Source organism: Micromonospora sp. NPDC048894, from assembly GCF_040649765.1.
Classification (GTDB): Bacteria; Actinomycetota; Actinomycetes; order Mycobacteriales; family Micromonosporaceae; genus Micromonospora; species Micromonospora antibiotica.
Genome location: NZ_JBEZFY010000005.1, coordinates 54,768 through 77,815, shown reverse-complemented (window position 1 = coordinate 77,815; position 23,048 = coordinate 54,768). Strand labels below are relative to the sequence as shown.

The window sequence follows — 23,048 nt, the reverse complement described above, 5'->3', positions numbered from 1 at the left end:
ATGGACGACGGGGGAGAGGGCCCGATGGTGGACGCGACCACGAGGTTCTTCGAGAGCCTGGACCGGCGGGAGCACGAGCCGCTGCTGAACAAGGCGGTCGGGACGCTGCGCTTCGATCTGCACGAGGGGGCGCAGACCACCCACTGGCTGCTCCGGGTGGACCGGGGAGACCTGACGGTCAGCCAGGAGGACCGGGAGGCGGACACCGTCGTCGGCACCACTCCGGCGCTGTTCGAGGAGATGGCCGCCGGCCGGGAGAACGGACTGGCGGCGGTGCTGCGCGGCGACATGACGGTGACCGGTGACGCCCGGCTGGTGGTCCAGATCGAGCGGATCTTCCCCGGCTCCCCGGACGCCCGGGGGCCCCGCGGCCGCCACCAGCGGGAGGTGCGGTGATGGGACAGAGCAACACGATCCGGATCCTGGACGGCAACACGTTCGTCGTCTCGGAGGAGACCGGTGACATCGAGGCGACGCCGAGCGAGCCGACCGGCCTGTTCTCCCTGGACATGCGGTTCCTGTCCCGCTGGGTGCTGACGGTCAACGGGGAACGGCTCAACGCGCTGTCCTACGACGACCTCCAGTACTACGAGGCGCGGTTCTTCCTGGTGCCCGGGATGGCCACCCACTACGTCGACGCCAAGCTGTCGATCATCCGGGAACGCGCGGTCGGCGGTAGCTTCCGCGAACAGTTGACCATCCTCAACCACGACGAGAAGGCGGTCGACCTGGAGGTCCGGATGGACGCCGGGGCCGACTTCGCGGATCTCTTCCAGGTCAAGGACGAGATCCTCAACAAGAAGGGCGAGTTGTACGCCGAGGCCGAGTCCGACCGGCTGCGATTGGGCTACCGGCGGGGCAACTTCGTGCGGGAGACGGTCATCTCGTCGTCCCGGCCGGCCCGATACGACCGCAACGGTTTCGTGTACTCGGTGCACCTGGAGCCCAACGAGCAGTGGAACGCCGAGATCGACGTGCAGACCTTCGCGCTCGGCCCCGGGGGCCGGGACCTGCGGCTGGGGGTGACGGCGCACGGCCACGAGCGGCTCGCCCTCCAGCACGACCTGGAGGAGTGGATCGCCAAGGCACCCAAGGTCAACAGCGAGCACGACAAGTTGGCCGCCATCTACCGGCGCAGCCTGGTCGACCTGGCGGCGCTGCGGTTCGCGCCGCTGTCGCTGGGCGGCCAGACCCTGCCCGCCGCCGGCCTGCCCTGGTTCATGACCATGTTCGGGCGGGACAGCATCCTGACCTGCCTACAGGTGCTGCCGTTCGCCCCGGAACTGTCCAAGACCACGCTGCGCATCCTGGCGTCGCTACAGGGCAGCCGGTTCGACGACTTCCGCGACGAGGACCCGGGCCGCATCCTGCACGAGATGCGCTACGGCGAGACGGCCGCGTTCGAGGAACAACCGCACTCGCCCTACTACGGCTCGGTGGACGCCACCCCGCTGTTCGTGGTGCTGCTCGACGAGTACGAGCGGTGGAGCGGGGACGCCGCGCTGGTCCGGGAGCTGGAACGGGAGTGCCGGGCCGCGTTGAGGTGGATCGACGACTACGCCGACCTGGCCGGCAACGGCTACATCTGGTACGAGCGACGCAACACCGAGACCGGCCTGGAGAACCAGTGCTGGAAGGACTCCTGGGACTCCATCTCGTACGCCGACGGCAGCCTGCCGCCGTTCCCCCGGGCCACCTGCGAGGTGCAGGGCTACGCGTACGACGCGAAGGTGCGGGCGGCCCGGATGGCCCGGGAGTTCTGGGGTGACCCGGCGTTCGCCGACCGGCTGGAGCAGGAGGCGGCGGCGCTGAAGGAACGCTTCAACCGGGACTGGTGGGTGGCCGACGGGGAGTACTACGCGCTGGCCCTGGACCCGGACGGCCGACAGTGCGACGTGCTCAGCTCCAACATCGGGCACCTGCTGTGGAGCGGGATCGTCGACCACGACCGGGCCGAGAAGATCGCCGAGCACATGGTCGGGCCCCGGCTGTTCACCGGGTGGGGGGTGCGGACCCTCGCCGAGGGGGAGGTGCGGTACAACCCGATCGGCTACCACAACGGCACGATCTGGCCGTTCGACAACTCCTTCATCGCCTGGGGCCTGCGCCGGTACGGCTTCGCCGAGGAGGCCGCCACCATCGCCAGCGGCATCCTCGACGCGGCCACCTACTTCGACGGGCGGCTGCCCGAGGCGTTCGGCGGCTACCCCCGGGAGCAGACCAAGTTCCCGGTCGAGTACCCGACGGCGTGCAGCCCGCAGGCCTGGTCGACGGGGGCGCCGCTGCTGCTGCTGCGCACCATGCTCGGGTTGGAGCCGCACGAGGGGCACCTGGCGGTGGAGCCGGTGCTGCCGGTCGGGATGGGCCGCATCGAGGTGTTGGACATCCCGGGTCGCTGGGGGCGGGTGGACGCCTTCGCACGGGGCCGCCTCGACCTGGACAGGCTGGCCGACTGACCGGGGTTGCGCCCGTCGGCCGGGGTCGGCCGGGGGTCCCGCTGCGGCGGCTCCGTCCGACGGTCGCGCAACCCTCGCGGGGTAAAGTCACCGGATGCCGGAACTCGTGTACCCGCCCGTGATCACCGCCGCCAAGACGCTGTTCCGGGTCCTCGACCTGCGCCTGACCGTCGACGGGAACCACCACGTCCCCCGGACCGGTGGGGTGGTGCTGGCCAGCAACCACGTCAGTTACCTCGACTTCATCTTCTGCGGGTACGGGGCGCACGCCTCCCGGCGGTTGGTGCGGTTCATGGCCAAGCACGAGGTCTTCGCGCACAAGGTCTCCGGCCCGCTGATGCGCGGCATGAAGCACATTCCGGTCAACCGGTCGGCGGGCGTCGGCTCGTACAACACGGCGGTGGACGCGCTGCGTCGCGGCGAGGCGGTCGGTCTCTTCCCGGAGGGCACGATCAGCCGCTCGTTCACCGTCAAGGAGCTCAAGAGCGGGGCGGCCCGGATGGCGCAGGCGGCGGAGGTGCCGCTGGTGCCGGTGGCGCTGTGGGGCACCCAGCGGCTGTGGACCAAGGGGCGGCCGAAGACCCTGACCCGGCGGCACACCCCGATCACCATCCTGCTCGGTGAGCCGATGGACCCGGGTGCGTACCCGGACGCCAACACGATGACGGCGGAGCTGAAGACCCGGCTGTCCGCGTTGGTCGACCGGGCCCAGCAGGAGTACCCGGACAAGCCGTCCGGCCCGGACGACACCTGGTGGCAGCCGGCCCACTTGGGCGGGACCGCGCCCAACCCGCAGGAGGCCGCCGAACTGGACCGCCGCCCCCGCCGCTCGACCGCCTCCTGACTGCCGGTCGCCTTCCCTGCCCGGTCTCCCCGCCGCTCGGCCGGTCGTCCTGCCCCTCGACCCTTCCCTGACGGCTGTCCTGGCCGTCCTTCCGGCCGGCGTTCGGGTGGGCCTCGTGCGCTGCCGCTGCCGCTGCCGCTGCCGCAGGCGCGGGCGCGGGCGCGGTGCGGGCGGTGCTGGGGGCGGTGCGGACATTCCGGGCGGACGGAGGTCGGCGGGTCGGGGGGAGAGGGTGGTGTTCGCGTCCTTTCGAGCTGATGACGTCAGCGATTCAGTCATGACCGACCGACCCGACCGACCCGACCGACCCGACCGACCCGGCCGACCCGGCCGACTGGTCCCGGCCTGGTCGGTCCGGACAACCCGGGTCGCTGGGCGGACCTTGCCGGGCCGGACTACCCGGTTCGCTGGTCCCGGCCTGGCCGGGCCGGACAACCTGGCTCGCTGGGCCGACCTGGCCGGGTTGGTCGACGCGGCTGGCGGGTTCCGACCCGGCCAGGTTGGTCGACGCGGTGGCTCGACATCTGTGGGGGAAGCCGATACACGCCCCACCACTGAGAGCTTTGCGACGCAACCGCCGCCCGCCGGTCCGGTACCCGGGGGACGGGCATCGTCGGCGATTCGTCAACGTCATCAGGTCGAAAGGACGCTGAGAGGTACACCTACCGGCCGTCCCGGCCAGGCAGATGGGCCAGATCCAGGCCCGGTCCAGCCCAGCCCAGGCCCAGCCCGGGCCCACAGCAGGCCCAGCCCGGGCCCACAGCAGGCCCAGCCCGGGCCCACAGCAGGCCCAGCCCGGGCCCACAGCAGGCCCAGCCCGAACCCACAGCAGGCCCAGACCAGGCCCACAGCAGGCCCAGACCAGGCCCACAGCAGGCCCAGGTCAGGGTGGGGTCAGCTGCCGACCGCGTCCTTGCCGGCCCGTTCCGGGACGCGGTAGTAGTCCTCGCGGGACAGGAACTCCACCGGCAGTGATCCGGGCAGGGTCACCCGCCCCTCGCCGGTCACGGGTGCGGCGGTGGCCCGCCGGATCAGCACGTCCCGCTCCGGGGGCGCCAACTCCACCAGCTCGGGTCGGGTGACCCGGAAGCAGGCCACCGTCCGGCGGATCAGCCGGGCCAGTTCGGTCACCGTGCCGACCGTGCCGCCCAGCGCCAGGGCCGGCTGCTGGATCGTACGCAGCGCGTCGCAGACCACCAGCAGTTCCGCCTCCGCAGTGGCGTCCTGGGTGGGGCCGGTCGTCCGCAGCTCCAGCCGGGACGGCCACTGCCAGCGGATCTGTCCGCTGACCAGGCGGGGCAGCCGGACGTTGCGCCGGTGCCGGACACCCGTCGAGTCGATCTTCCCGGCGACCAGGGCCAGGTCACCGGCGAGGCAGACGTAGGCGAGCCGGCGGTCGGTGACGGTGACCGAGGCGGGGGCGGGGAGCACCCAGTGCCCCCGGGCCCCGGTCGGGCTGACCAGGCAGCCGGCCACCGACGTCGGATAGCGGCCGAGCACCCGTTCGCCGGGTTCCGGGACCAGCTCGTAACGGCGGTCGAGCACCGGGGCGGCGTCGTCCTCCGGTGCGTCGAACCGGTGTGGCGCGATGAAGAACGGGGACTTGTCCTCGCGCATGGTCACGACCTCCCCCGCGCAGTGGTCTTCGGGCGTTCAGCCTTGTCGACCCCTGGTGTGCTGTCATGACACCCGTTAGGGGGTCGGCCGGTCGTACGACGCCTGTGACCGGTAGATGCCGATCTCCTCCGGCCGGACGAGGCCGTCCTCGATCGCCCGGGCCAGTAACGCGGCCTTCGTGGCGGCTGGTCGGCCCGCCCGGGTGTACTTGATCCGTGCCCGGTCCACATATTGTTTGACGGTGTGCTCGCTGATCTGCATCCGGCGGGCCACCGACGCCTTCGACATCGACTGGAACCACAGCAGCAGCGCTTCCCGTTCCTTGTCCGACAGGGCCGGTCGGTCCGGGCGCGGATCGCCCACCATCGCCCCGGCCAGCGCCGGCGGCACGTACGGGCGGTCGCTGGCGGCGGCCAGCACCGTCGCCACGCAGTGTTCCCGCCCCTCGTGCTTGGCCAGGAACGCGGTCGCCCCGGCGTCGAGCACGGCGAGCATGGTCGCCGGGTCGGTGTGCTCGGAGTAGACCACCACCCGTCGGCCGGCGGCGCTCAGCTCGGCCAGCTTGTCGAGCATCATCCGCCCGTGCAGTCGCAGATCCAGCAGGATCACGTCGGCCTCCGGCGCGGCCCGCAGCACCAGGTCCGGGTCGTCGCCGGTGGCGAGCACCCGCAGTCGGGGCTCGGTGGTCAGCCAGGCCCGGACCCCGTCGATCACCACCGGATGGTCGTCGACGATCGACACCCCGATCGGGGCTTCCCCGCTCATGGCCGACGCCATCGGGTCTGCGTCCACCTGATCTCCCCGTCCCGTTCGAGTACGTGTTCCACCTGCTTGCCCACCGGGTCGGCTGGCGCATCGACGGCCGCTGGACCGTCCACGTCCGGCGTCACCAGGCTGATCACCACCTCCTGTGGGTTGGCCACCACCGTCAGCCGGGCCCAGCCGGTGGCGTCGGCGAGCGCGGCGGCCAGCGGGTCGGCCAGCCGTCGGCGGATCTCGACCGGCAGGGGTGGCGGCGTGCCGATGGCGATCAACTCGATCGGCAGCCCGTTGCGTTCGGCCAGGTCGGCGGCGGCCCGCAGCTCGTGCAGCAGCGGGTCCGGCACGTCGTCGGACTCGGCGATCAGCCGACGCAGCCGGGTCGCGGCGAGCACGCACCGGCGTTGCACGAGCGGATCGGTCGGGTCGGCGCGGCCGTCGGCCAACTCCGCCAGCACCTGTTCGGCGGCCCCGCCGACCAGCGCCAGCCGGGCCCGCCGGTCTGCCCAGGCCCGTTCGGCGGCGTCCCGTTCGGCGCGGACGGCGAAGGTCGCCGTGGCGGTGTCGGCGCGTTCCCGGGCGAGGGTGGCGATCACCGCGGCCCCGGTGAAGACCGCCACCGGCAGCGACGAGGTGCCGTAGACGTACATCGCGTAGCGGGTCAGGTCGGCGGGGGCGGTCGCCCCGTCACCGACCAGCGCGGTGAGCGCGATCACCGCGTGCCCGGCCAGCAGGACGATCATCCAGCGGATCCGCCGGCCCCACAGCACCACCACGAAGAACCAGGCCAGCCCCGTCCACGCCCAGTTTGCGGCGGCGAAGAGCTGCTCGCGGCCGGCCGCCGCGAAGACCGCCGCGTCGACCACCAGCAGGGCCGCCGCCAGTGGCAGCGCCGGTGGCAGCAGGCCGTGCAGCAGCCGGTGCGCGGCGTACCCGCCGATGGCGCAGGCGGCCAGCCAACCCGCCGCCACCACCGTGGGGGCGGCCAGCGTGGGCCAGGCGCCGAGCACCGCCGGTAGCCCGATCGCGACGTGCCACACCAGGGCGATGGCGACCGCCGCGATCCGGGCCCCCCGGTCCGAGGCACGGGCCACGTCGACCGCCGGGCCGTCGGCCGCCGCCGGGTCCGTCGCCCTCTGCTCCGGCCGGGGTACGCGGGCCGAGGCGGTCGTGCCGAGGTCAGTCGTGCCGAGTTCGGTCGTGCCGAGGTCAGTCGTGCCGAGTTCGGTCGTGCCGAGTCCAGTCGCGCCGAGACCGGTCGCGTTGAGGTCAGTCGACATGCGGCCACTCCAGCGTGATCCGGGTGCCCATGCCAGGGGCGGAAGTCACCACCGCCCGGCCACCGACCTCGGCCATCCGGCCCCGGATCGACTCGCGTACCCCGTACCGGTGCAGGGGGATGGTGGCCGGGTCGAAACCGGGACCGTCGTCGACCACCTCGACCACGATGCCGCCGTGGCTGCGGCCCAGCCGCACGGTTACGGTGGCGTCCGGCGCGTGCCGGGCCACGTTGGCCAGCGCGGCGGCGGTGGCGTCGACGAGGGCGGCGGTCACCCCGGCGGGTGCCGCGCAGGGCGGCAGCGTGGCGGTCACCCGCAACTGCGGGTGGGTGGCGAGCAGCGCGCGCAGGCCGGCGTCGGCGTCGACCGGGCCGGCGTCGGTCGGATCGCCCACCGGGCCGGCCCGGGCGTGCGCGAGGCCGACCAGGGTACGCAGGTCGGCGGCGGCACGGTCGCGTAACGCCGCCGAGCCGGCCGGTAGGGCACCCAATCCGACCATGGTGAGCGTGGCCAGGACGGTGTCGTGCAGGTCCCGGTTCTGCCGCCGTTCGACCTCGCGGGCCGTGCGGGCCAGCACCACGTGCCGGCGCAGGCGCTGGAAGTCGGCGAAAGCGGTGTCGGCGCGGCCGATCCAGCGGCGCATCACCGCCGCCATCATCGCCGTGCAGGCCGTCTGCATGAGCAGGGTCGCCGCGTGCGCGCCGGCCTCGACGGTGTTGCCGGCGGCCGAGGTGCCGGCCGCGTATCCGGCGGTGACCAGCAGGCCGGCCGGCACCGACCAGCGGGCCGGCGCGGTGGCCTGCGCGTTGATCACGGTGGTGCTGGCCAGCACGGCGAGCCAGCTACCCTCGCCGGGCAGCACCTCCGGGGCGACCAGCAGCGGGGCCAGCAGGCTTGCCGCGACGGTGAACGTGACGTCCCCGGCGACGAGCCCCGGGCCGATGCCGACCCGCAGGGCGCGCGCCGAATACCACAGCGACCAGCCGGTGAGTGCGGCCACGGCGGCCAGCAGCAGCGGCACCCGCACCGGTGGGGTACGCACCGCCAGCGCGGTCACCGCACCGAACAGCCCGCAGGTCAGCCGCAGCAGCGCCGGCAGGGTGGTGAAGATGAGCTGGAGCGCGCCACCGGCCGGCCGGTCCAGCAACGACGGTGACGAGGTCGGAGCGGGCAGGGCCGACATCGGAGGGAGTGCGTCCTTCGGGCGGTGACCCGTCCGGGTCTGCTCGGCGGTGCATCGACGCCGGAGAATAACATGAGCAGCTCTAACTGTTCACCTTTGGTGTGCGGCGTGTCGCGTTGCGTTCGGTGAACATGCCGGTCGGCATCCGGTGCCGATCAGCGGCGGAGCCACTCCAGGGCGGCCGGCGCACCACCCAGCACCGACAGGTGCCCGTCGTCGTCGGTGATCCGCAGCTCGGCCGCCGGGCAGACCCCGGCCAACCAGCGGCTGTGGCTGGCCGGCACCACCCGGTCGCGCCCGCCGTGCAGCAGCAGCACCGGGACGGTCACCCGGGCCGGGTCGAAACCCCACGGGGTGACGTAGGCGAGGTCGTCGTCGACCAGGCCGTCCGGGCCGCCCCGCACCGCCGGACCCACCACCTCTTCGAGCCAGGCCCACGGCCCGGCCAGGGTGTCCAGGTCGGCCGGGGTGAACTCCGGGTCGTAGTCGGTGTCGGACGCCGCGTGCCGCTCCTTGACCGCCCGGCCCTGGGTGGCGGCCCGCAGTGACTCCTGCCCGGACGGCGTCATCCCGGCGAACCAGTCGAGCCCGGCCGCACCATAGGGGGCGAGGCCGGCGACGGCGACGACGGCGACCACCCGGTCGGGGTGCAACGCGCCGCTGGCCAGCGCGTGCGGTGCCCCGCCGGAGTGACCCACCGTGGCGAACCGGGGCAGGCCCAGCACGTCGGCGACCCGGGCGACGTCACCGGCGGCCGAGGCCACGTCCCGCCCGGGGCGTCGGGTCGAACCGCCGTAACCGGGCCGGTCGTAGGACACCCAGCGCAGGCCGAGCCGGTCGGCGGCGGCGAACAGCGGTGCCGGCGGTGCGCCGATGTTGGGGGTGCCGTGGTGCCAGACGACCGGCAGCCGGCCGGTGCCGTCGTCGCCGGTGTCGTAGACGTGCAGGGTGCCGCCGTCGGGCAGCGGCACGTCACGCTCGGTCAGCACGACGACTCCTCGACGGGTGGGCGGCTCACCGGTCGGCCCAGCCGGTCGGGTTCATGCAGGACTCCCGGGAAATGCCGGAGCCGGTTTGGGGCGACCCGCCGAAGCGCTGCTGGTGCAGGCGGGCGAAGAAGTAGCCCATGCCCTGGAGGTAGCCGTCGGGCAACGCCCAGGTCGGGTCGGCCCGGACCGCCTCGTAGAACTCCCGCCCGAGCGCCACCACGTGGCCCCGGCCATAGAGGAAGCCGTCGTCGGAACCGTCGATCACCGCGTGCACGTCGGCCCGGTCGATGTCGTACAGCTTGCGTTCGACGACCCGGTCGAGGGCGGTCAGCTCGGGACCGGACAGGTCGGCGCAGAGCTGGCCCAGCTGGTCGAGGAAGGCGTCCAGCCAGCCGTCGATCGCGTACACGCTGTCGTCGTCGGCGGCCCGGTCGCGGGTGAGCAGCGCCCGGCGCAGCGCGGCCGGCTCGGGGCCGAGCCGCTCCCAGGCGGCCTCCACCAGGCCCCAGAACCGGGCCTCCTCCTCGGCCGTGGGCAGCCGGTTCGCGGTTTCCGTGTCGCTCATGAGCAGCACCGTAGCGGGCCGCACCGACGTTCTCCGGGCATCCCCGCGTGCAGGTGCTGCGGACGTCGGGGCCGCCCACCCGGGCGGGCGGCCCCGCGAGCGTTCAGCGTGGTCCGCGAGGTACCGCGCGGACGAAGGTGGACCAGGCGGCCGGGGTGAACCGTAACGCCGGGCCGGACTGGTCCTTGCTGTCCCGTACGCCGATCAGGCCGGGCAGGTTGTCGGCCACCTCGACGCAGTCGCCGCCGCTCCCGCCGCTGCGGGTGCTCTTGCGCCAGACGGCCCCGGCCAGGTCAGTCATGCTCGCTCCTCGATGATCGTCCCCGGCGACAGTAGGGGTACGCGCTCGCATAGCTGGGGCCTACTTGCTTCCTGTCACGTAGACCCCACGCCCGGGTTGGCCCACGACCAGGTCACGGTCGTGCAGGAGCGAGACGGCGCGGTATGCGGTGGCCACACTGACGTCGAACTGTTCGGCAAGCTCGCTGGTGCTGGGCAGCTTCGTTCCCGGTGTGAGCTCGCCGCTCTTGATCTTCGTGGTCAGCGTGTCGGCGATGCGTCGGTATTCGGCAGGTGCAGAGGGCATGGTTTCGGTCCCTTGGTTCGGCCCTGCCATCTGACCACGAGCCGACCAACGTCAGCAAGTGATGCAAGACAGTCACGCGATGGGCCGGATCCACCGTGACGACTACCTGTTGACCGCCGCAGTGACGTTGGCCAGCCGACACCGACCGGTCTGGAGTTGGCGGCGCTGGCGCAGGGTGTGCCACTGCGGCGCGGAACTACCCTGCCGGGCGTGGTGCCACGTTTCGATCAGCCGGGCGGGCCGGCCTGCTGCCGGTGAGCTGCCGTTGCTGGTCCGGTCGGCGTGGGAGTGCCTGGACCGGCACCGGCGCGGTCGCTGCGGGAGGTGCGCCGAGACCGGGTTCTGTCCGTTGGTGGAGGCCGCCCGTGGTCGGATCAGGCAGTGGCGCAGGTTCCGGCACGTCTGGGGACGGCGGTGATCGCCCCACCGCCGAAGGCGGGTGACCTGGTGGTCGTCGGCCGGGCGGCCAGTGTGCAGTTCGTCGCGCCGATCACCTGCCGGGTCATTCGGGTGCTGGACTGGATCACCTACGACGGATGGTGCTGGCTCGACGTCTACCAACTGGACGCGAAGGGGGACGCGGTGGCCCGGCGGTCGATCTTCGTACAGCCGGCGGGGTTGCAGGTGTCGCGGCCCGCGCCGACGCCCCGGACCCCGAGCCCGGCGGGGAGGGCGTCGAACGTGCGGCGGGGGCCTCGGCCGGCAGGGGTGCCGCCGGTGCCGCGTCGGGCGGACCCCGGGGCGTCGGACGACCGGTCGTGGGTGACGTGATCGCGGTCGTGGGTGACGTGATCACTGTCGGAGGTGACGTGCGGTCAGGGAGTCGTGGGTGACGGGTGTCAGGGGGTCGTCGTGGCGGCGAAGTAGGGCTCGGCCGCCTCCAGCCGGGGCACCCGCACACCCAGCCGGCGTGCCTCCGCCAGGGTGTCGCGGCAGACCGCGCGCAACTCCTCGGGGTTGGCGTGCGCCTGCGTCACCCGGCGCATCGGCGGGAAATGCCCCATCAGCCAGGACATGGCCGGTGCCGCCAGCCAGAGAGGCGCGGTGAAAGGCAGCAACTCGCCGCGGTGCCGCCGCAGATCGACGCCCCGGGCCTCGACGAGCGGCAGCAGCTCGCGGGTGGCGAGGATCGCCTCGCTGATGTCCCCGGTGGTCAGACCGGACAGTGAGCCCCGCCGCAGGCTCTGCGTGTGCAGGCCGGCGTTCTGGACGAAGTGGACCGACAGCCAGCCACGGAAGTCGGAATTCTCCCGGACCCTGAACCCTGCTCCCCGGAACACCTGGCGGACGGCCCGCTCGCGGTCGGTCGGCGGCCGGTCGAGCGTGCCGAGGAAGACCACCGGCAGCAGGGACGCGCGCAGCACGCCGTCGTCGCCGAAACCGCCGCCGGCTCCAGGAAAGCCCCAGGCCAGCTGGTCGGCGGGGAGGTGTGCCGTCGCGGTCGACGGCTCGACCCACAGGTTGTTGAAGACGAGCACCGTGGCCCCGCCCACCCGGGGCCCGAGGAAGGCCGTAGCCTCCGCGAAGTTGTAGTGCTGCACGCTCAGCACGATCAGGTCGAAGTCGTGGTCGGGCTCCAACGATTCGCGGTAGCGCACCGACCACTTCTCGACGACCCGCCGACCCCAGGGCCGCCGCCGGGCGTCGAGCAGGTCGAGGTCGATCGCTTCCCCGTACGCCGCCGCCCGGCCCGGCCGGACGTAGAACTCGACGTGGTGCCCGGCCCGTTCCAGGGCCCATCCGTAGGTCGCGCTGATCACGCCCCGGCCGAACATCAAGATCTTCACGCGCACCTCAAGGGCTATAATCGGAGGCCATCTCCACTTCCAAAATATGGAGACAGTCTCCACTTGTCAACGCGAGGCCCCACATGACCGACGCCAAACCGCTGCGTGCCGACGCCAAACCGCCGCGCGCGGACGCCAAGCCGCTGCGTGCCGACGCCCGTCGCAACCGTGACGCCCTGATCGCCAAGGCCCGCGCACTCTTCGCCGACGGCTGCTTCGACCTGCGCTTCGACGACTTCGCCAAGCTGGCCGGGGTCGGCACCGGCACGCTCTACCGGCACTTCCCCACCCGGGAGGCCCTGGCCGAAGCGGTCTACCGGGAGGAACTCGGCGCGATGTGCGACCGGGCCCGGGAGTTGCAGGCCACCCTCCCCGCCGACGAGGCGCTGGCGTCCTTCCTGCGAGGTTTCGTGGCGCACCTGCACGCCCACGAGGGCCTCGCCCGTACCCTCTCCACGCTGATGGCCACCCACTCAGGCGTGCTGGCCGAGGGCGCCGAGGCTCTGGGCCGGGCCGTCGCCGACCTGCTGGCCGCCGCCGTCCGGGCCGGGACCGCCCGCGACGACGTGGGAGCCGGCGCGATCATGATGGCCCTCCAGGGCGTCTGCGCGGCCTACGGCCACCCCGCCTACCGACCCGACGCGGACGGGGTGATCACCCTCGTCCTCGCCGGCCTGCGCCCACCGGCGCGATGAGTGCGGCCCGCGCCCCTACCGCTGGTGGCGGGGGAACGCGGGCCGCACAGGAGGCCGGGGCGGGGTACGGGACGCTCGTGGCTGCCCGTACCCTGCCGATGGCTCAGGTGTCGTAGCGGCAGGTGCCGCCGGTGTTCGCCGTGCAGTCGTTGAGCTGGAGGCTGTCCAGGTTGATGGCCTGGTTGCCGGTGGTCGACTGGGTCGGCACGTTCACCGTGATCCGCACGCTGGCGGCGTTCGCCGGGGCGGTAGCGGTCGTCCGGTACTCCAGCCAGTTGCTGGCGAGCGTCTCGGTCGCCCCGGTGCTGGTCGACAGCAGGGTGCCGCCCGAGTTGTACCAGGCGAGCTGGAGTTGGGTGTTGACCGCCACGCCACTGCGCAACCGGGTGAACAACTTGTACGTCCGGCCGGCGGTGACCGTTGCCCGGTTCGTCAGCGAGATCGACGACGTGTTGGACGGCCCGGTGTAGGTGTTGAGCTGGACCGACCGGCGGCCGTCGAAGTAGGTGCAGGAGTTCGTCGAGATGCCGCAGGCGGGCGTCACCTGGTGCCAGCCGCCCGACGTGGTGAACGTCGACGTGCTGCTGCTCGGGGTGGCGGCCTCGACGGTGCGCTGTTCGGCGGTGAGCAGGTCGTTGTTCGCGCCCACGTCGCAGCAGACCGGGGCGGTCAGCATCGGATGGTTCGCGACGTTCACCTTCGCCGTCGACGGGCTCGGGTCGATGTAGAAGCTGGCCGACAGCTCACTCGGGTCGTAGTAGCTGCGGAACCCCGGGTCGGTGTTCCAGTTGTCCCACCAGCCGTACATGATGTCGGGGACGTAGGAGGCCCCCGTCTCGGCCATCCAGGCGTGCCCCGCGCCGAGGACGTGCAGCAGTTCGTGCCCGGCGACACCGGTGGTCCACGACTCGGTGACCGCCGAGCAGTGCACGCCGCTGGAGTTGCCGCCGGTCGGGCACTGGTAGGCGTCGGAGTTCGACGCGAAATCGGTGAAGACCAGGTAGATCCGGTTGCTGTCCTGGTATCCGGCGGAGACCAGGTCGCTGCGGACGGTGCTGGCGGGGGTGTTCGGGTTCGCCCCGGCGTCGATCTTCTCGGGGACGACCAGGGAGCGGGCGTAGCCGGCGTACGTGCTGGTGTCGTACCCGGTGCGGCAGCTGAAGTTGTAGTGCTGGTCGTAGTTGGTCGACTCGTCGAGCGCCCAGTCGATCCGGTCCACCACCTTGGCGATGTACTCGACGTTGGCCTCGTAGTTGTTGCCGACGCCGTCGTGCCAGGCGTAGATCACCTGGACGGCGGGGGTCGCCCCCGTCGGTGCGGCCGGGTTGGCGACGGTGGACTGGCAGCCGCGCTTGGGCACGGTGGGCATGCTCGGTTGCGCGTACGGCTGGGCCGCCTCGGTGCCTGGCCCCCAGGCCAGGGCAGCGGTGGGGGTGGAGACCACCGCGAGAGCGGTGGCCAGGGCGGCGGTGACGACGGCGGTGAGGGTACGCGGCCGTCGGGTCCGGAACGGGGACCGGGGCAAGGGTGCTCCTCGATTGGTGGGGACACTGCCGGTGGGCAGCGCTTTCCATCCAAACCGAGTGGCATGACATGCATCAATGTAAATGAATGGTGAGCAAGGTCATTCCCAGGTCCTGGGTAGATGCTTGTCCTGGCGCATATAACGTGCAGTGAGCAACCGGTCACGATGGGCGTCGGCGGCGGAGTCGACTCACGCGGGCCACCCCGACCTGCCCGATCTTCGACCACCGCTCCGCGGGGCGGTGGATTCCCACCCGCGAGGCGTTGCCGTCAGCCGCGCTCCGGCCGCTGGCGGCAGAGGTACACGTCGTAGCCGCCGAGCTCGTACCGAGAAACCACGTCGACGCCGAGCGCCTGGGTGGACCGGGCGAAGTTGACCGACATCGCGCCCGACGAGGGAAGGACGTAGGCCACCCGAGCGGACCTGCGGACCTGGTCCCGGTACGGTCGGTACCGATCGAGACCGGGCGACAGGTCCTCATCGAGGACGGCGCACCGCACCTGCTCCCGACTGCGGTAAGCGAGCCGGTTGCACGTCCAGTACCCGGAATAGACATGGCTGACGCCGGCCGTTCGCAGACCGTCCACAAGCCGCTGTTCGTCGTCGGCCTGAGCGGCGTAGTCGGACCGGTGGGCGATCAACTGCCCGGTGGCGACCGACAGACCGACGAAGAACGCACCGGCGAGTGCGATACAACCAGCGGCCAGGAATGCACCGCCCAGGCTCGGGCCGGTCACCCGTCGTCGGATTCCACCATGGTCGCCAGAGGTGCCGGACCCCACCCTGGCGACCACGGAGGCCGCACCGACCCACAACGGCCAGAGAACGGCTGGCAGCGACACCAGTCCATAGTGGAGGTAGCGGGCACTCTCGACGGGGGTCATCGCCGACGAGGAACTCGCGACATACGCGGCGAGGGTCATCGCGGCACCGGCGACGAGCGCCAGCCGGCCGGCGTGCACACGACGTTCACCGCCGTCGGCGCGACGAAATGCGGCGACCGCGACGGCCGTTGCCGCCACCAGCAGGACAAGATAGGTCGGCCCCCACCACAGTTGCCAGGTGGCACAGTGGCTCGGCGCACACAACCCGGAGCTGAGCGGTAGGCCGACCAGGACCGCGCCGTGCAACCTGTCCGACCAGGCGGCCGGCTCGGTCGCACCACTCAGGGAAAGCAACACCGAAAACGAATCGGGACGGTCCAGGCGAAGGTTGAACACGATCAGTGGCGCTGCGCCGAGGAGGAATCCACAGACCGCCAGGGACACCCGACGTAGCGTCATCCCCGCCCGTCCCACCCATGCCACGAGCAGGACGGCGGCGGCAACGTACGGCAGGGCGAGCCAGTGGGTCCAGACGATGTAACCGGCCAACCCGCCCCACACGACGAGCATCGTCCTCGGCTTCTCCGGCCGCAGGACCAGCAGTGCGGACGCCAGCATGAGGCCGGCGACGGCGGTGGCGACGTCGGAATAGCCGCCGGCGCCGATGATCTGATCTTTCACCACCCGATCAGACCCGAACGCCAAGACTCCCGTGACGAAGACGGCGAACCAGGAAGAATAAAGGGTACGCGTCAACCGGAAAACGAGGAGGAGGAACACGGCGTACATGACGAGTGCCGGCAGCCGGAGGGTCCACCAGTGCGTGCCGAACACCTGCACCAACGGAGCCGCAAGATAGGAATAGAAGGTGCCCATGTAGTCCTGGCCGTAAAAGAAGGTCGGCCAATCCCGGCCTTCTCCGATGTGCAGAGCGGCCAGGCCGGCGGTGCCCTCGTCGCTGTTGGCCGGTGGGACGTCCACAGCTATCAGAATCGCCCGGTAGACGACACCCACAAGGCCGAGAATTGCTGCCGTCCAACATGGAAGCGACTTCCGCAGGCGAATCCCCGCAGTGGCTCCCACTACCGTGTCTCCTGCGTTCCCCACCCGCCCGACGGGATTGTTGCTTTCCGCCAGCTTTGCCACGGCCCCCCTTTCCGAGCGGCGTCCACATCCCCATCGGGCCGTACCGGGCGATTCTGCCACAGCGTGCGGCGGGCACCGGCCGCTGCGGAGCGGTTGTCGTTGGCCTGCCCGGCCGGGCCGCAAAGGTGGGCGGTGGCTGCGACGCGCCCCATCGACTGAGGGAGGAGTATCTGTGCGCCCGGCAGGATTCGAACCTGCGGCCTTGGGATTAGAAGTCCCCTGCTCTATCCGCTGAGCTACGGGCGCGCGGCGTACGTGTCGCGCCAAGAGGGTACCGCCGACCCCCTGCCATCCGGGGGCACGGGTCGCGTCCGGACAGGCGTGATCAGCGTCGCACGACACCCCCCATCCGGGCACCCGGCTTCCGGCCGGCGCGCCGGCCCGTACCCTCGGTCCGTGCTGCTGGAACCGGACACCGAGAACGAGGTCGCCTACGAGCTGTGCCAGCTCCTGGGTCGGGCCATCCTGCCGGTCCACACGGCAGGTGACCCGGGCACGGCCTTCTTCCTCGACCACCCCGGGGGCGGTTTCCTGCTGACCGCCGACGTGGTCGCCGCGCAGGCGCGGTGGCTCGGCCTGCGGCCCAGCGTCACGGAGCCGACCGGCACGGCCGGGGAGTCGCTGACGCTTACGGACCTGCCGGCGCGGTGGGTGCGCGATGCCCGGCTCGGGGTGGCCGTCCTGCCGGCCGCCGCCCTGCACGGGTTCGCCGCCGGGCAGGGCTGGCGGTGGCGGGTGCAGCCGGTGCCGGCCGCGGTCGCCGTCCGGGCGGACGACCTGGCCGGCTTCGGTGCCGGGCCGGTCACCGCGATCGTGCTGGCCCTCGGCGTCGGCGTCGACGGCGCCCGACCGCTGGAGGTCGCCGTCGAGCGTGCCGTCCGCGACGGCGACTCGCTGCGCATCGCCGCCGCCCTCCCCGCCGGCTACGTCGGCGCCCCCGTCTTCGGGGTACGCCCCGACGCCGACGGGGAGATCGGCCTGCGCTGCCTCGGCGTGGTCCTGCCCGGGGACGGTGCACCCGGGGACGGGCATCCGGTGGCGACCCTCGACCGCGTGCTAGCCGCCCTCCCCGCCACCTGACCCGCCGCCGCGCCCGCCTAACCAGGCGGCGTGGTCGTCGACCCGGCCGCGGAAGGCGTCGGGCCGGCACCGAGGAACGCGTCGGCCCAGCGACCGACCTCGGTGAAGACCTGCTCGCGGACGGCGGGGCCGGACAGCACCAGGTCGTGCTTGCCGCCGTCGAAGCGGGTGACGGTGACGTGCCGGCCGAGTCGGGGCGCCCAGCGGACCATGTGTTCCACGTCCAGCACCGCGTCGGCCAGCGCCGCCGAGTCGTGCCAGCGGGTGCCCCGGAAACTCCGGGTCGAGCAGGCCACCAGTACCGGGATGGGGATGTCCAGCCCGGCGCGGAGCTGCCGTTGGGCGGTACGGATCGCGGTCAGCCAGCCGGCCCGGACGGGGAACCCGGCGAGCGGCTTCCAGGCCAGGTCGTACGTCCACTCGCCGCGATGCTCGGCGTGCAGGCTCTCGCCGTACACGGTGCCCAGGCCGAAGGGGAGGATGCGGTGCGGCGCGCGACGGCCCAGCCGGGCGACGGCCGCCGCGAGGGGTCGACGGACCACCCAGGGGGCGTTGAGGTCGAAGAAGGGGCTGTTGAGGACGAGCCCGTCGACTCTGCCGGCGTCGCGGCGGGCGTGCGCCCAGAGCGAGATGATCAGGCCGCCGGTGGAGTGGCCCATGGCGAGCAGGGTGTCGTGCCCGTCCTCGTCGCGGATGATCTTCGCGGCGGCGTCCAGCTCGGGGAAGTAGTCGCTCAGGTCGCGGCAGAAGTTCGGGGTCTGGTGGGGTAGCAGGCTGCGGCCGTACTTGCGCAGGTCGAGGGCGTAGAAGTCCCAACCGCGCTCGGCGTAGAAGTCGGCCAGGTGGGTCTGGAAGAAGTAGTCGACGAAGCCGTGCACGTAGAGCACCGCACGCCTGGTCGGGCGCTCGGCACGCCGCCGGACCAGCGTCGCGACCACCGGCCCCTCGTCGTCGGTGCCCAGGTCGATCGTCTGCCGCTCGTACGGCGGCCCCAGCACGTCCTGTTCCACGACCGCGACGCTACGCCCGCCGACTACCCGGCGGTAGCCCCGGTGCCGGGGTGGCCGAACCCCACGTCGACGCGACGGGTCGCCCCCGCCCTGGCGTAACGCCTGGGCAGGGGCGACCCGGTGACCGGTCAGGCGGTTTCGGCGTCCACCCGGTGGGTGTCGTTGTCGGCGTCGAGGTCCGGCAGCGGCGCGGGGACGGGCTGGGCCATCTCCCGGATGTGCTTGTTGTGCCGGGGCTCCTGCTTGGTCTTGGCGTCGTTGAGCTTGCGGCGCAGGTCGTCCCGGGCGTCGTTGAGGGCGGCCCGCAGATCCTCCTCGCTCGACGTGGTGACGATCTTCTGCCGACCGGCGATCCAGCACTCCAGGGTGACCTTCTGCCCGCGCGCCTCCCGGTCCTTGACCGACACCTCCAGCTCGGTGGCGTCGGCGTGGAAGGCGGCCAGCCGGGCGTCCAGGGTGCCGAACTGCTCGACGATCCAGTTCCGGTCGCCCTGGGAGAAGCCCGCGCCCATCCGCAGGCACTCGGCCACGGTCGCCGGGTTCGTCACCGCGCTCATCGCCGCACCTCCCGCTCGGTGCGGACGGAACCGGTGGTACGGAGCGGGGTCCGAATCATCAGCACTGCCTTTCTCTTCGGACGTCGTGCCTGGTGGTACCTGGTTGATCAACTCATTACCCAGTCGGGGTCGACCTCACTCCGGGTAACGCCGTCTTCTCGGTGTCGTTGTCGCTCGATGCCGGTCGTTCCCTCCGATGCCGGTCGTCGACCCGCCCCTGCGGTGGCCTCTGGTCCCATCCTGGTCCCGGCCCGGCAGGGTCCTCCAGGGCCGGTCGACCTAGCACGACGGGACCTTGATCAGGTCGTCGTCCACAGGCGCTCCGGTTGTCCACAGGGCGGGGCGCGGGGCTCGCATCGTCGCGCCGCGCGGGTCAGGCTCGGTCCCGAGTCGACTCGCCACCGCATCCGCAGGACCCCTGGGAGGGGGAACGATGTTTGACACTTATGTAACTATTGTCGGCAACGTACTGACCGCGCCGGAGTGGCGTCGTACCGCGCAGAGCAACACCCTGGTCGCCAACTTCAAGGTGGCCTCGACCGCCCGCCGCCTCAACCGGGACAGCGGCCGGTGGGTGGACGGCAACAGCCTCCGCGTCCGGGTCAACTGCTGGCGCAAGCTGGCCGAGGGGGTGGCCGCCTCCGTCATGGTCGGCGACCCGGTGGTGGTCGCCGGGCGGCTCTACACCCGCGACTGGACCGACGACGCCGGCAACCACCGGGTCCTCTACGAGTTGGAGGCGGTCGCGGTCGGCCACGACCTGTCCCGGGGCCGGTCCCGCTTCCTGCGCAACCGGCCGAGCATGGCCACCAGCGCGGTGGAGGACGACGAGGCGGCCCAGCGGGTGCAGGGTGAGCCGACCGAGCCGGTCCCGGTCGGGCAGGCTCCCGCCGGGCCCGACGACCGGCCCCTCGACGACGACTTCGAGCTGTCCGGCTTCGGCTTCCCGCGCGCCGGCCACGACCTGCCCGACCACGACCTGCCCGGCAGCGGGTACGCCCCGGCGACCGACCCGTTCGACGACGAGCCCGACGACGACCTCACCCCGCTGCCCGACGACGGGACCGACACCGGTGACGACCCGACGGCCCGGTCCGGCGACTGGGCCGAGCCGCACCGGTCGGGCGAACAGAGCCGGTCGGACGGACCGGGCGTGCCCGGCGGTGCGGGGCGGTCGGGCGGCGAGGGGCAGCCCGACGACGCGGAGCAGCCGACCGACGAGGGGCAGCCGGCCGACGGGGGGCAGCCGGCCGACGGGGACCGGTCCGGTGGCGCGGGCCGGTCGAGTGGTGCGGTGGCGACGCCGGGCGAGGTGGCCCTCGGTCCGGCGGGTCGGGCCCGACGTGGCCGGGGCCGGGTGCCGGCCCCCGCCTGAGCCGCCGGCCCGCGCCGGGGAAGGGGCGCGGGTCGCGGTGCGTACGAACGGGGGCGGGGTGGCGACGGCGACGTGGCCACCCCGCGTACGACTAGGCTGGCCGGCCGGAGGTGGTGCGGGTGGGGCGGCGCACAGCGGCGGCGGACGCGGTCGGCCTGGTGGCCGGGTACGCGCTGGACAGCCTGCTCGGCGATCCACGGCGCTGGCATCCGGTGGCCGGTTTCGGTCGGGCCGCCGGTGCCCTGGAACGTCGGGTCTACCGCGCCGATCGTCGGGCGGGAACGGTCTTCACCGCCGTGGCCGTGGGTGCGCCGGTGCTGCTCGGTGCGGTCGCCAGCCGGGCCACCCGGCGACACCCGGTGGCCCGGGCCCTGGTCGTGGCCGCCGGCACCTGGACCGTGCTCGGCGGTCGGACCCTGCGCCACGAGGCGACGGTGATGGGCACCGCCCTGCGCGCCGGTGACCTGCCGACGGCCCGGCACCGGCTCGGACACCTCTGCGGCCGGGACCCGTCCCGGCTCGACGAGAGCGAGTTGGCCCGCGCCACCGTCGAGTCGGTCGCCGAGAACACCTCCGACGCGGTGGTCGCCCCGCTGGTCTGGGGTGCCCTCGCCGGGCTGCCCGGGCTGCTCGGCTACCGGGCGGCCAACACCCTCGACGCGATGGTCGGGCACCGCTCACCCCGCTACGCCCGGTTCGGCACCCCGGCCGCCCGGCTCGACGACCTGCTCAACCTGGTGCCGGCCCGACTGACCGGGCTGCTCACCGTCGCCGCCGCGCCCACCGTGCACGGCGACCGGGAGCGGGCCTGGCAGGTCTGGCGACGGGACCGCCACGACCACCCCAGCCCCAACGCCGGGCAGTGCGAGGCGGCCATGGCCGGCGCGCTGGGCGTCCGGCTGGGCGGCCGCAACGTCTACTTCGGGCGGTCCGAGGTGCGACCGTTCCTCGGTGACGGCCCACGCCCCGAGGCCCGGCACCTGAAACGGGCCGGCCGGCTGTCCGGGACGGTCGGCCTGGCCGCCCTCGCGCTGGCTGCCGCCTGGCCGTTGACCGGCCGCCCGCTGGCCACCGCCGCCGGCCGCACCCTGCTGCGCCGACCGGCCCGGCAGATCGTCGCCCGTCTCGGCACCGCCGGCCGGGTGAGCGGACGGTGAGCGGAGGGCTGCTCGTCGCGGGCACCACCTCCGACGCGGGCAAGAGCGTGCTGACCGCCGGCATCTGCCGCTGGTTGCACCGGCAGGGGGTCGCCGTCGCGCCGTTCAAGGCGCAGAACATGTCGAACAACTCCGCCGTGGTGGTCGGCCCCGACGGGCGTGGCGGTGAGATCGGTCGGGCCCAGGCGATGCAGGCCGCCGCCTGTGGCCTCACCCCCGACCTGCGGTTCAACCCGGTGCTGCTCAAACCGGGCAGCGACCTGGCCAGTCAGGTGGTGCTGCTCGGGGAGGCCGTCGACACGGTCACCGCCGGCAACTTCCGTACCATGCGACCCAGGCTCGCCGAGACGGCGTACGCGGCTCTGGCCGAACTGCGGGCAACGTACGACGTGGTGATCTGTGAGGGGGCCGGCAGCCCCGCCGAGATCAACCTGCGGGCCGGCGACTACGTCAACATGGGGCTCGCCCGGCACGCCGGTCTGCCCACCATCGTGGTCGGCGACATCGACCGGGGCGGCGTGTTCGCCTCGATGTTCGGCACGGTCGCCCTGCTCGACCCCGCCGACCAGGCGCTGATCGCCGGCTTCGTGATCAACAAGTTCCGGGGCGATCTGGGTCTGCTCCGCCCCGGGCTCGACATGCTGCACCGGGTGACCGGCCGGCCCACCTACGGGGTGCTGCCCTGGCAGCTCGACCTGTGGCTCGACGCCGAGGACTCGCTGGCCTACGGGCGGGTGCTCGGCCGGCCCGCCGCCCCGTACGGCACCGAATGGCTCGACGTCGCGGTGGTCCGGCTGCCCCGGATCAGCAACGCCACCGACGTGGAGGCCCTCGCCACCGAGCCGGGGGTCCGGGTCCGGCTCACCGTCGAACCCGCCGAGCTGGCCGCCGCCGACCTGGTCGTCCTGCCCGGCTCCAAGTCCACCGTCGCCGACCTGGCCTGGCTGCGGGAGACCGGGCTCGCCGAGGCGGTCACCGCGCACGCCGCCGCCGGCCGGCCGCTGCTCGGCATCTGCGGCGGGTTCCAGATGCTGGCCACGGCCATCCACGACCCGGTGGAGAGCCGGCAGGGCAGCGTCCCCGGCCTGGGCCTGCTGCCCATCGAGATCACCTTCGATCCGGGCAAGACCGTCCGGCCCGCCGTCGGCACCGCCGCCGACGTCCCGGTGCGCGGCTACGAGATCCACCACGGGTTCGTCTCCGCCGCCGATCCGGCGCTGCCCCCGCTGCTGCACCACGCCGACGGCCGTCCCGAAGGCGCCCGGCTCGGCGCGGTGCACGGCACCCACTGGCACGGTGCGTTCGAGTCCGACGGGTTCCGCCGCCGGTTCCTCACCGAGGTGGCCCGGTCGGCCGGGCGGCACGGCTTCACGGTCGCACCCGACACCAGCTTCGCCGCCGCCCGCGAACGCTCCCTCGACCTGCTCGGTGACCTGGTCGAGGAGCACCTGGACACGGCCGCGCTGTGGCGGCTCGTCGAGACCGGCGCCCCCGCCGGCCTCCCGTTCATCCCGCCCGGCGCACCACCGACGAACTGACCGTCCCGCCCGCACCGGCCGGTCGCGGCGATCGTGCCGCCCGTGGCCCGGCCACCGGCGGGTCGTCAGAGCCGG

Annotated in this window: 21 protein-coding genes, 1 tRNA gene and 1 pseudogene; 9 read left to right on the top strand and 14 right to left on the bottom strand. The window is 72.8% G+C overall.

What is annotated here, in order from left to right; genetic code table 11:
* The first annotated feature begins 24 nt into the window (after window positions 1-24).
* The 3 genes from AB0C22_RS12480 (at window position 25) to AB0C22_RS12470 (ending at window position 3,300) form a co-directional block, all read left to right on the top strand.
* Window positions 25-396, top strand: a complete 372-nt coding sequence (locus AB0C22_RS12480; RefSeq protein WP_208568487.1) for an SCP2 sterol-binding domain-containing protein — start codon at window positions 25-27, stop codon at window positions 394-396.
* Complete coding sequence (locus tag AB0C22_RS12475) at window positions 396-2,456, top strand: glycogen debranching N-terminal domain-containing protein (RefSeq protein WP_357534938.1); 2,061 nt, start codon at window positions 396-398, stop codon at window positions 2,454-2,456. The genes AB0C22_RS12480 and AB0C22_RS12475 overlap by 1 nt, the downstream gene beginning before the upstream one ends.
* A 94-nt stretch (window positions 2,457-2,550) precedes the next feature.
* Window positions 2,551-3,300 (top strand): lysophospholipid acyltransferase family protein, encoded by a 750-nt coding sequence (locus AB0C22_RS12470; RefSeq protein ID WP_219464374.1) that lies wholly within the window; start codon window positions 2,551-2,553, stop codon window positions 3,298-3,300.
* Window positions 3,301-4,194: 894 nt separating this feature from the next.
* On the opposite strand, the gene AB0C22_RS12465 is transcribed toward AB0C22_RS12470, so the two are convergent.
* The 8 genes from AB0C22_RS12465 to AB0C22_RS12430 all read right to left on the bottom strand — a co-directional run bounded on the left by AB0C22_RS12465 (window position 4,195) and on the right by AB0C22_RS12430 (window position 10,279).
* Window positions 4,195-4,917 (bottom strand): hypothetical protein, encoded by a 723-nt coding sequence (locus tag AB0C22_RS12465; RefSeq protein ID WP_208570426.1) that lies wholly within the window; start codon window positions 4,915-4,917, stop codon window positions 4,195-4,197.
* Between the two features lie 75 nt (window positions 4,918-4,992).
* Window positions 4,993-5,709: a response regulator transcription factor gene (locus AB0C22_RS12460; RefSeq protein WP_208570427.1), complete on the bottom strand. Its 717-nt coding sequence runs from the start codon at window positions 5,707-5,709 to the stop codon at window positions 4,993-4,995.
* Window positions 5,679-6,956 carry a hypothetical protein gene (locus AB0C22_RS12455; RefSeq protein WP_357534935.1) on the bottom strand — a complete coding sequence of 426 codons (1,278 nt, stop codon included), beginning with the start codon at window positions 6,954-6,956 and terminating at the stop codon, window positions 5,679-5,681. The genes AB0C22_RS12460 and AB0C22_RS12455 overlap by 31 nt, the downstream gene beginning before the upstream one ends.
* The gene (locus tag AB0C22_RS12450; protein ID WP_357534933.1) at window positions 6,946-8,139 is read right to left on the bottom strand and encodes an ATP-binding protein; all 1,194 of its coding nucleotides are present in this window, start codon (window positions 8,137-8,139) and stop codon (window positions 6,946-6,948) included. Before AB0C22_RS12450 ends, AB0C22_RS12455 begins: the two co-directional genes overlap by 11 nt.
* A gap of 155 nt (window positions 8,140-8,294) precedes the next feature.
* Window positions 8,295-9,128, bottom strand: coding sequence for an alpha/beta hydrolase (locus AB0C22_RS12445; protein ID WP_308290892.1), 834 nt, complete (start codon window positions 9,126-9,128; stop codon window positions 8,295-8,297).
* Between the two features lie 25 nt (window positions 9,129-9,153).
* Window positions 9,154-9,693 carry a DUF4240 domain-containing protein gene (locus AB0C22_RS12440; protein ID WP_219464366.1) on the bottom strand — a complete coding sequence of 180 codons (540 nt, stop codon included), beginning with the start codon at window positions 9,691-9,693 and terminating at the stop codon, window positions 9,154-9,156.
* A 103-nt stretch (window positions 9,694-9,796) separates the two neighbouring features.
* Entirely contained in the window at window positions 9,797-9,994 is a 198-nt protein-coding gene (locus AB0C22_RS12435; protein WP_219464365.1) for a DUF397 domain-containing protein, read from the bottom strand.
* Window positions 9,995-10,054: 60 nt separating this feature from the next.
* The gene (locus AB0C22_RS12430) at window positions 10,055-10,279 is read right to left on the bottom strand and encodes a winged helix-turn-helix domain-containing protein (protein ID WP_219464364.1); all 225 of its coding nucleotides are present in this window, start codon (window positions 10,277-10,279) and stop codon (window positions 10,055-10,057) included.
* Between the two features lie 417 nt (window positions 10,280-10,696).
* On the opposite strand from AB0C22_RS12430, the gene AB0C22_RS12425 reads away from it, so the two are divergent.
* Entirely contained in the window at window positions 10,697-11,050 is a 354-nt protein-coding gene (locus AB0C22_RS12425) for a hypothetical protein (protein ID WP_357535261.1), read from the top strand.
* 68 nt (window positions 11,051-11,118) lie between these two features.
* Here the strand turns inward: AB0C22_RS12425 and AB0C22_RS12420 are convergent, their stop codons facing one another.
* The gene (locus AB0C22_RS12420; protein ID WP_357534930.1) at window positions 11,119-12,072 is read right to left on the bottom strand and encodes a 2-dehydropantoate 2-reductase N-terminal domain-containing protein; all 954 of its coding nucleotides are present in this window, start codon (window positions 12,070-12,072) and stop codon (window positions 11,119-11,121) included.
* Between the two features lie 77 nt (window positions 12,073-12,149).
* Between AB0C22_RS12420 and AB0C22_RS12415 the strand changes: the two genes are divergently transcribed.
* On the top strand, window positions 12,150-12,761 hold the full coding sequence (locus AB0C22_RS12415) for a TetR/AcrR family transcriptional regulator (protein ID WP_219464362.1): 612 nt from the start codon (window positions 12,150-12,152) through the stop codon (window positions 12,759-12,761).
* A gap of 103 nt (window positions 12,762-12,864) precedes the next feature.
* On the opposite strand, the gene AB0C22_RS12410 is transcribed toward AB0C22_RS12415, so the two are convergent.
* The 3 genes from AB0C22_RS12410 to AB0C22_RS12400 all read right to left on the bottom strand — a co-directional run bounded on the left by AB0C22_RS12410 (window position 12,865) and on the right by AB0C22_RS12400 (window position 16,502).
* Window positions 12,865-14,286, bottom strand: coding sequence for a hypothetical protein (locus AB0C22_RS12410; RefSeq protein ID WP_219464360.1), 1,422 nt, complete (start codon window positions 14,284-14,286; stop codon window positions 12,865-12,867).
* 269 nt (window positions 14,287-14,555) lie between these two features.
* Window positions 14,556-16,124 carry a hypothetical protein gene (locus AB0C22_RS12405; protein WP_357534927.1) on the bottom strand — a complete coding sequence of 523 codons (1,569 nt, stop codon included), beginning with the start codon at window positions 16,122-16,124 and terminating at the stop codon, window positions 14,556-14,558.
* Between the two features lie 305 nt (window positions 16,125-16,429).
* Window positions 16,430-16,502 (bottom strand) — tRNA-Arg (locus tag AB0C22_RS12400).
* A gap of 150 nt (window positions 16,503-16,652) precedes the next feature.
* On the opposite strand from AB0C22_RS12400, the gene AB0C22_RS12395 reads away from it, so the two are divergent.
* Entirely contained in the window at window positions 16,653-17,336 is a 684-nt protein-coding gene (locus AB0C22_RS12395) for a hypothetical protein (RefSeq protein ID WP_357534925.1), read from the top strand.
* A 17-nt stretch (window positions 17,337-17,353) separates the two neighbouring features.
* On the opposite strand, the gene AB0C22_RS12390 is transcribed toward AB0C22_RS12395, so the two are convergent.
* Window positions 17,354-18,346, bottom strand: a complete 993-nt coding sequence (locus AB0C22_RS12390; RefSeq protein ID WP_357534923.1) for an alpha/beta hydrolase — start codon at window positions 18,344-18,346, stop codon at window positions 17,354-17,356.
* 128 nt (window positions 18,347-18,474) lie between these two features.
* Entirely contained in the window at window positions 18,475-18,903 is a 429-nt protein-coding gene (locus AB0C22_RS12385) for an HPF/RaiA family ribosome-associated protein (RefSeq protein ID WP_219464356.1), read from the bottom strand.
* Between the two features lie 433 nt (window positions 18,904-19,336).
* Between AB0C22_RS12385 and ssb the strand changes: the two are divergent.
* The 3 genes and pseudogenes from ssb to AB0C22_RS12370 form a co-directional block, all read left to right on the top strand.
* Window positions 19,337-19,705 (top strand): annotated as a pseudogene (ssb, locus tag AB0C22_RS12380) (single-stranded DNA-binding protein); the annotation flags it as partial.
* A 692-nt stretch (window positions 19,706-20,397) separates the two neighbouring features.
* Window positions 20,398-21,435 carry a cobalamin biosynthesis protein gene (locus AB0C22_RS12375; protein WP_357534921.1) on the top strand — a complete coding sequence of 346 codons (1,038 nt, stop codon included), beginning with the start codon at window positions 20,398-20,400 and terminating at the stop codon, window positions 21,433-21,435.
* Window positions 21,432-22,973, top strand: coding sequence for a cobyric acid synthase (locus tag AB0C22_RS12370; protein WP_219464352.1), 1,542 nt, complete (start codon window positions 21,432-21,434; stop codon window positions 22,971-22,973). Before AB0C22_RS12375 ends, AB0C22_RS12370 begins: the two co-directional genes overlap by 4 nt.
* Window positions 22,974-23,048: the final 75 nt, after the last annotated feature.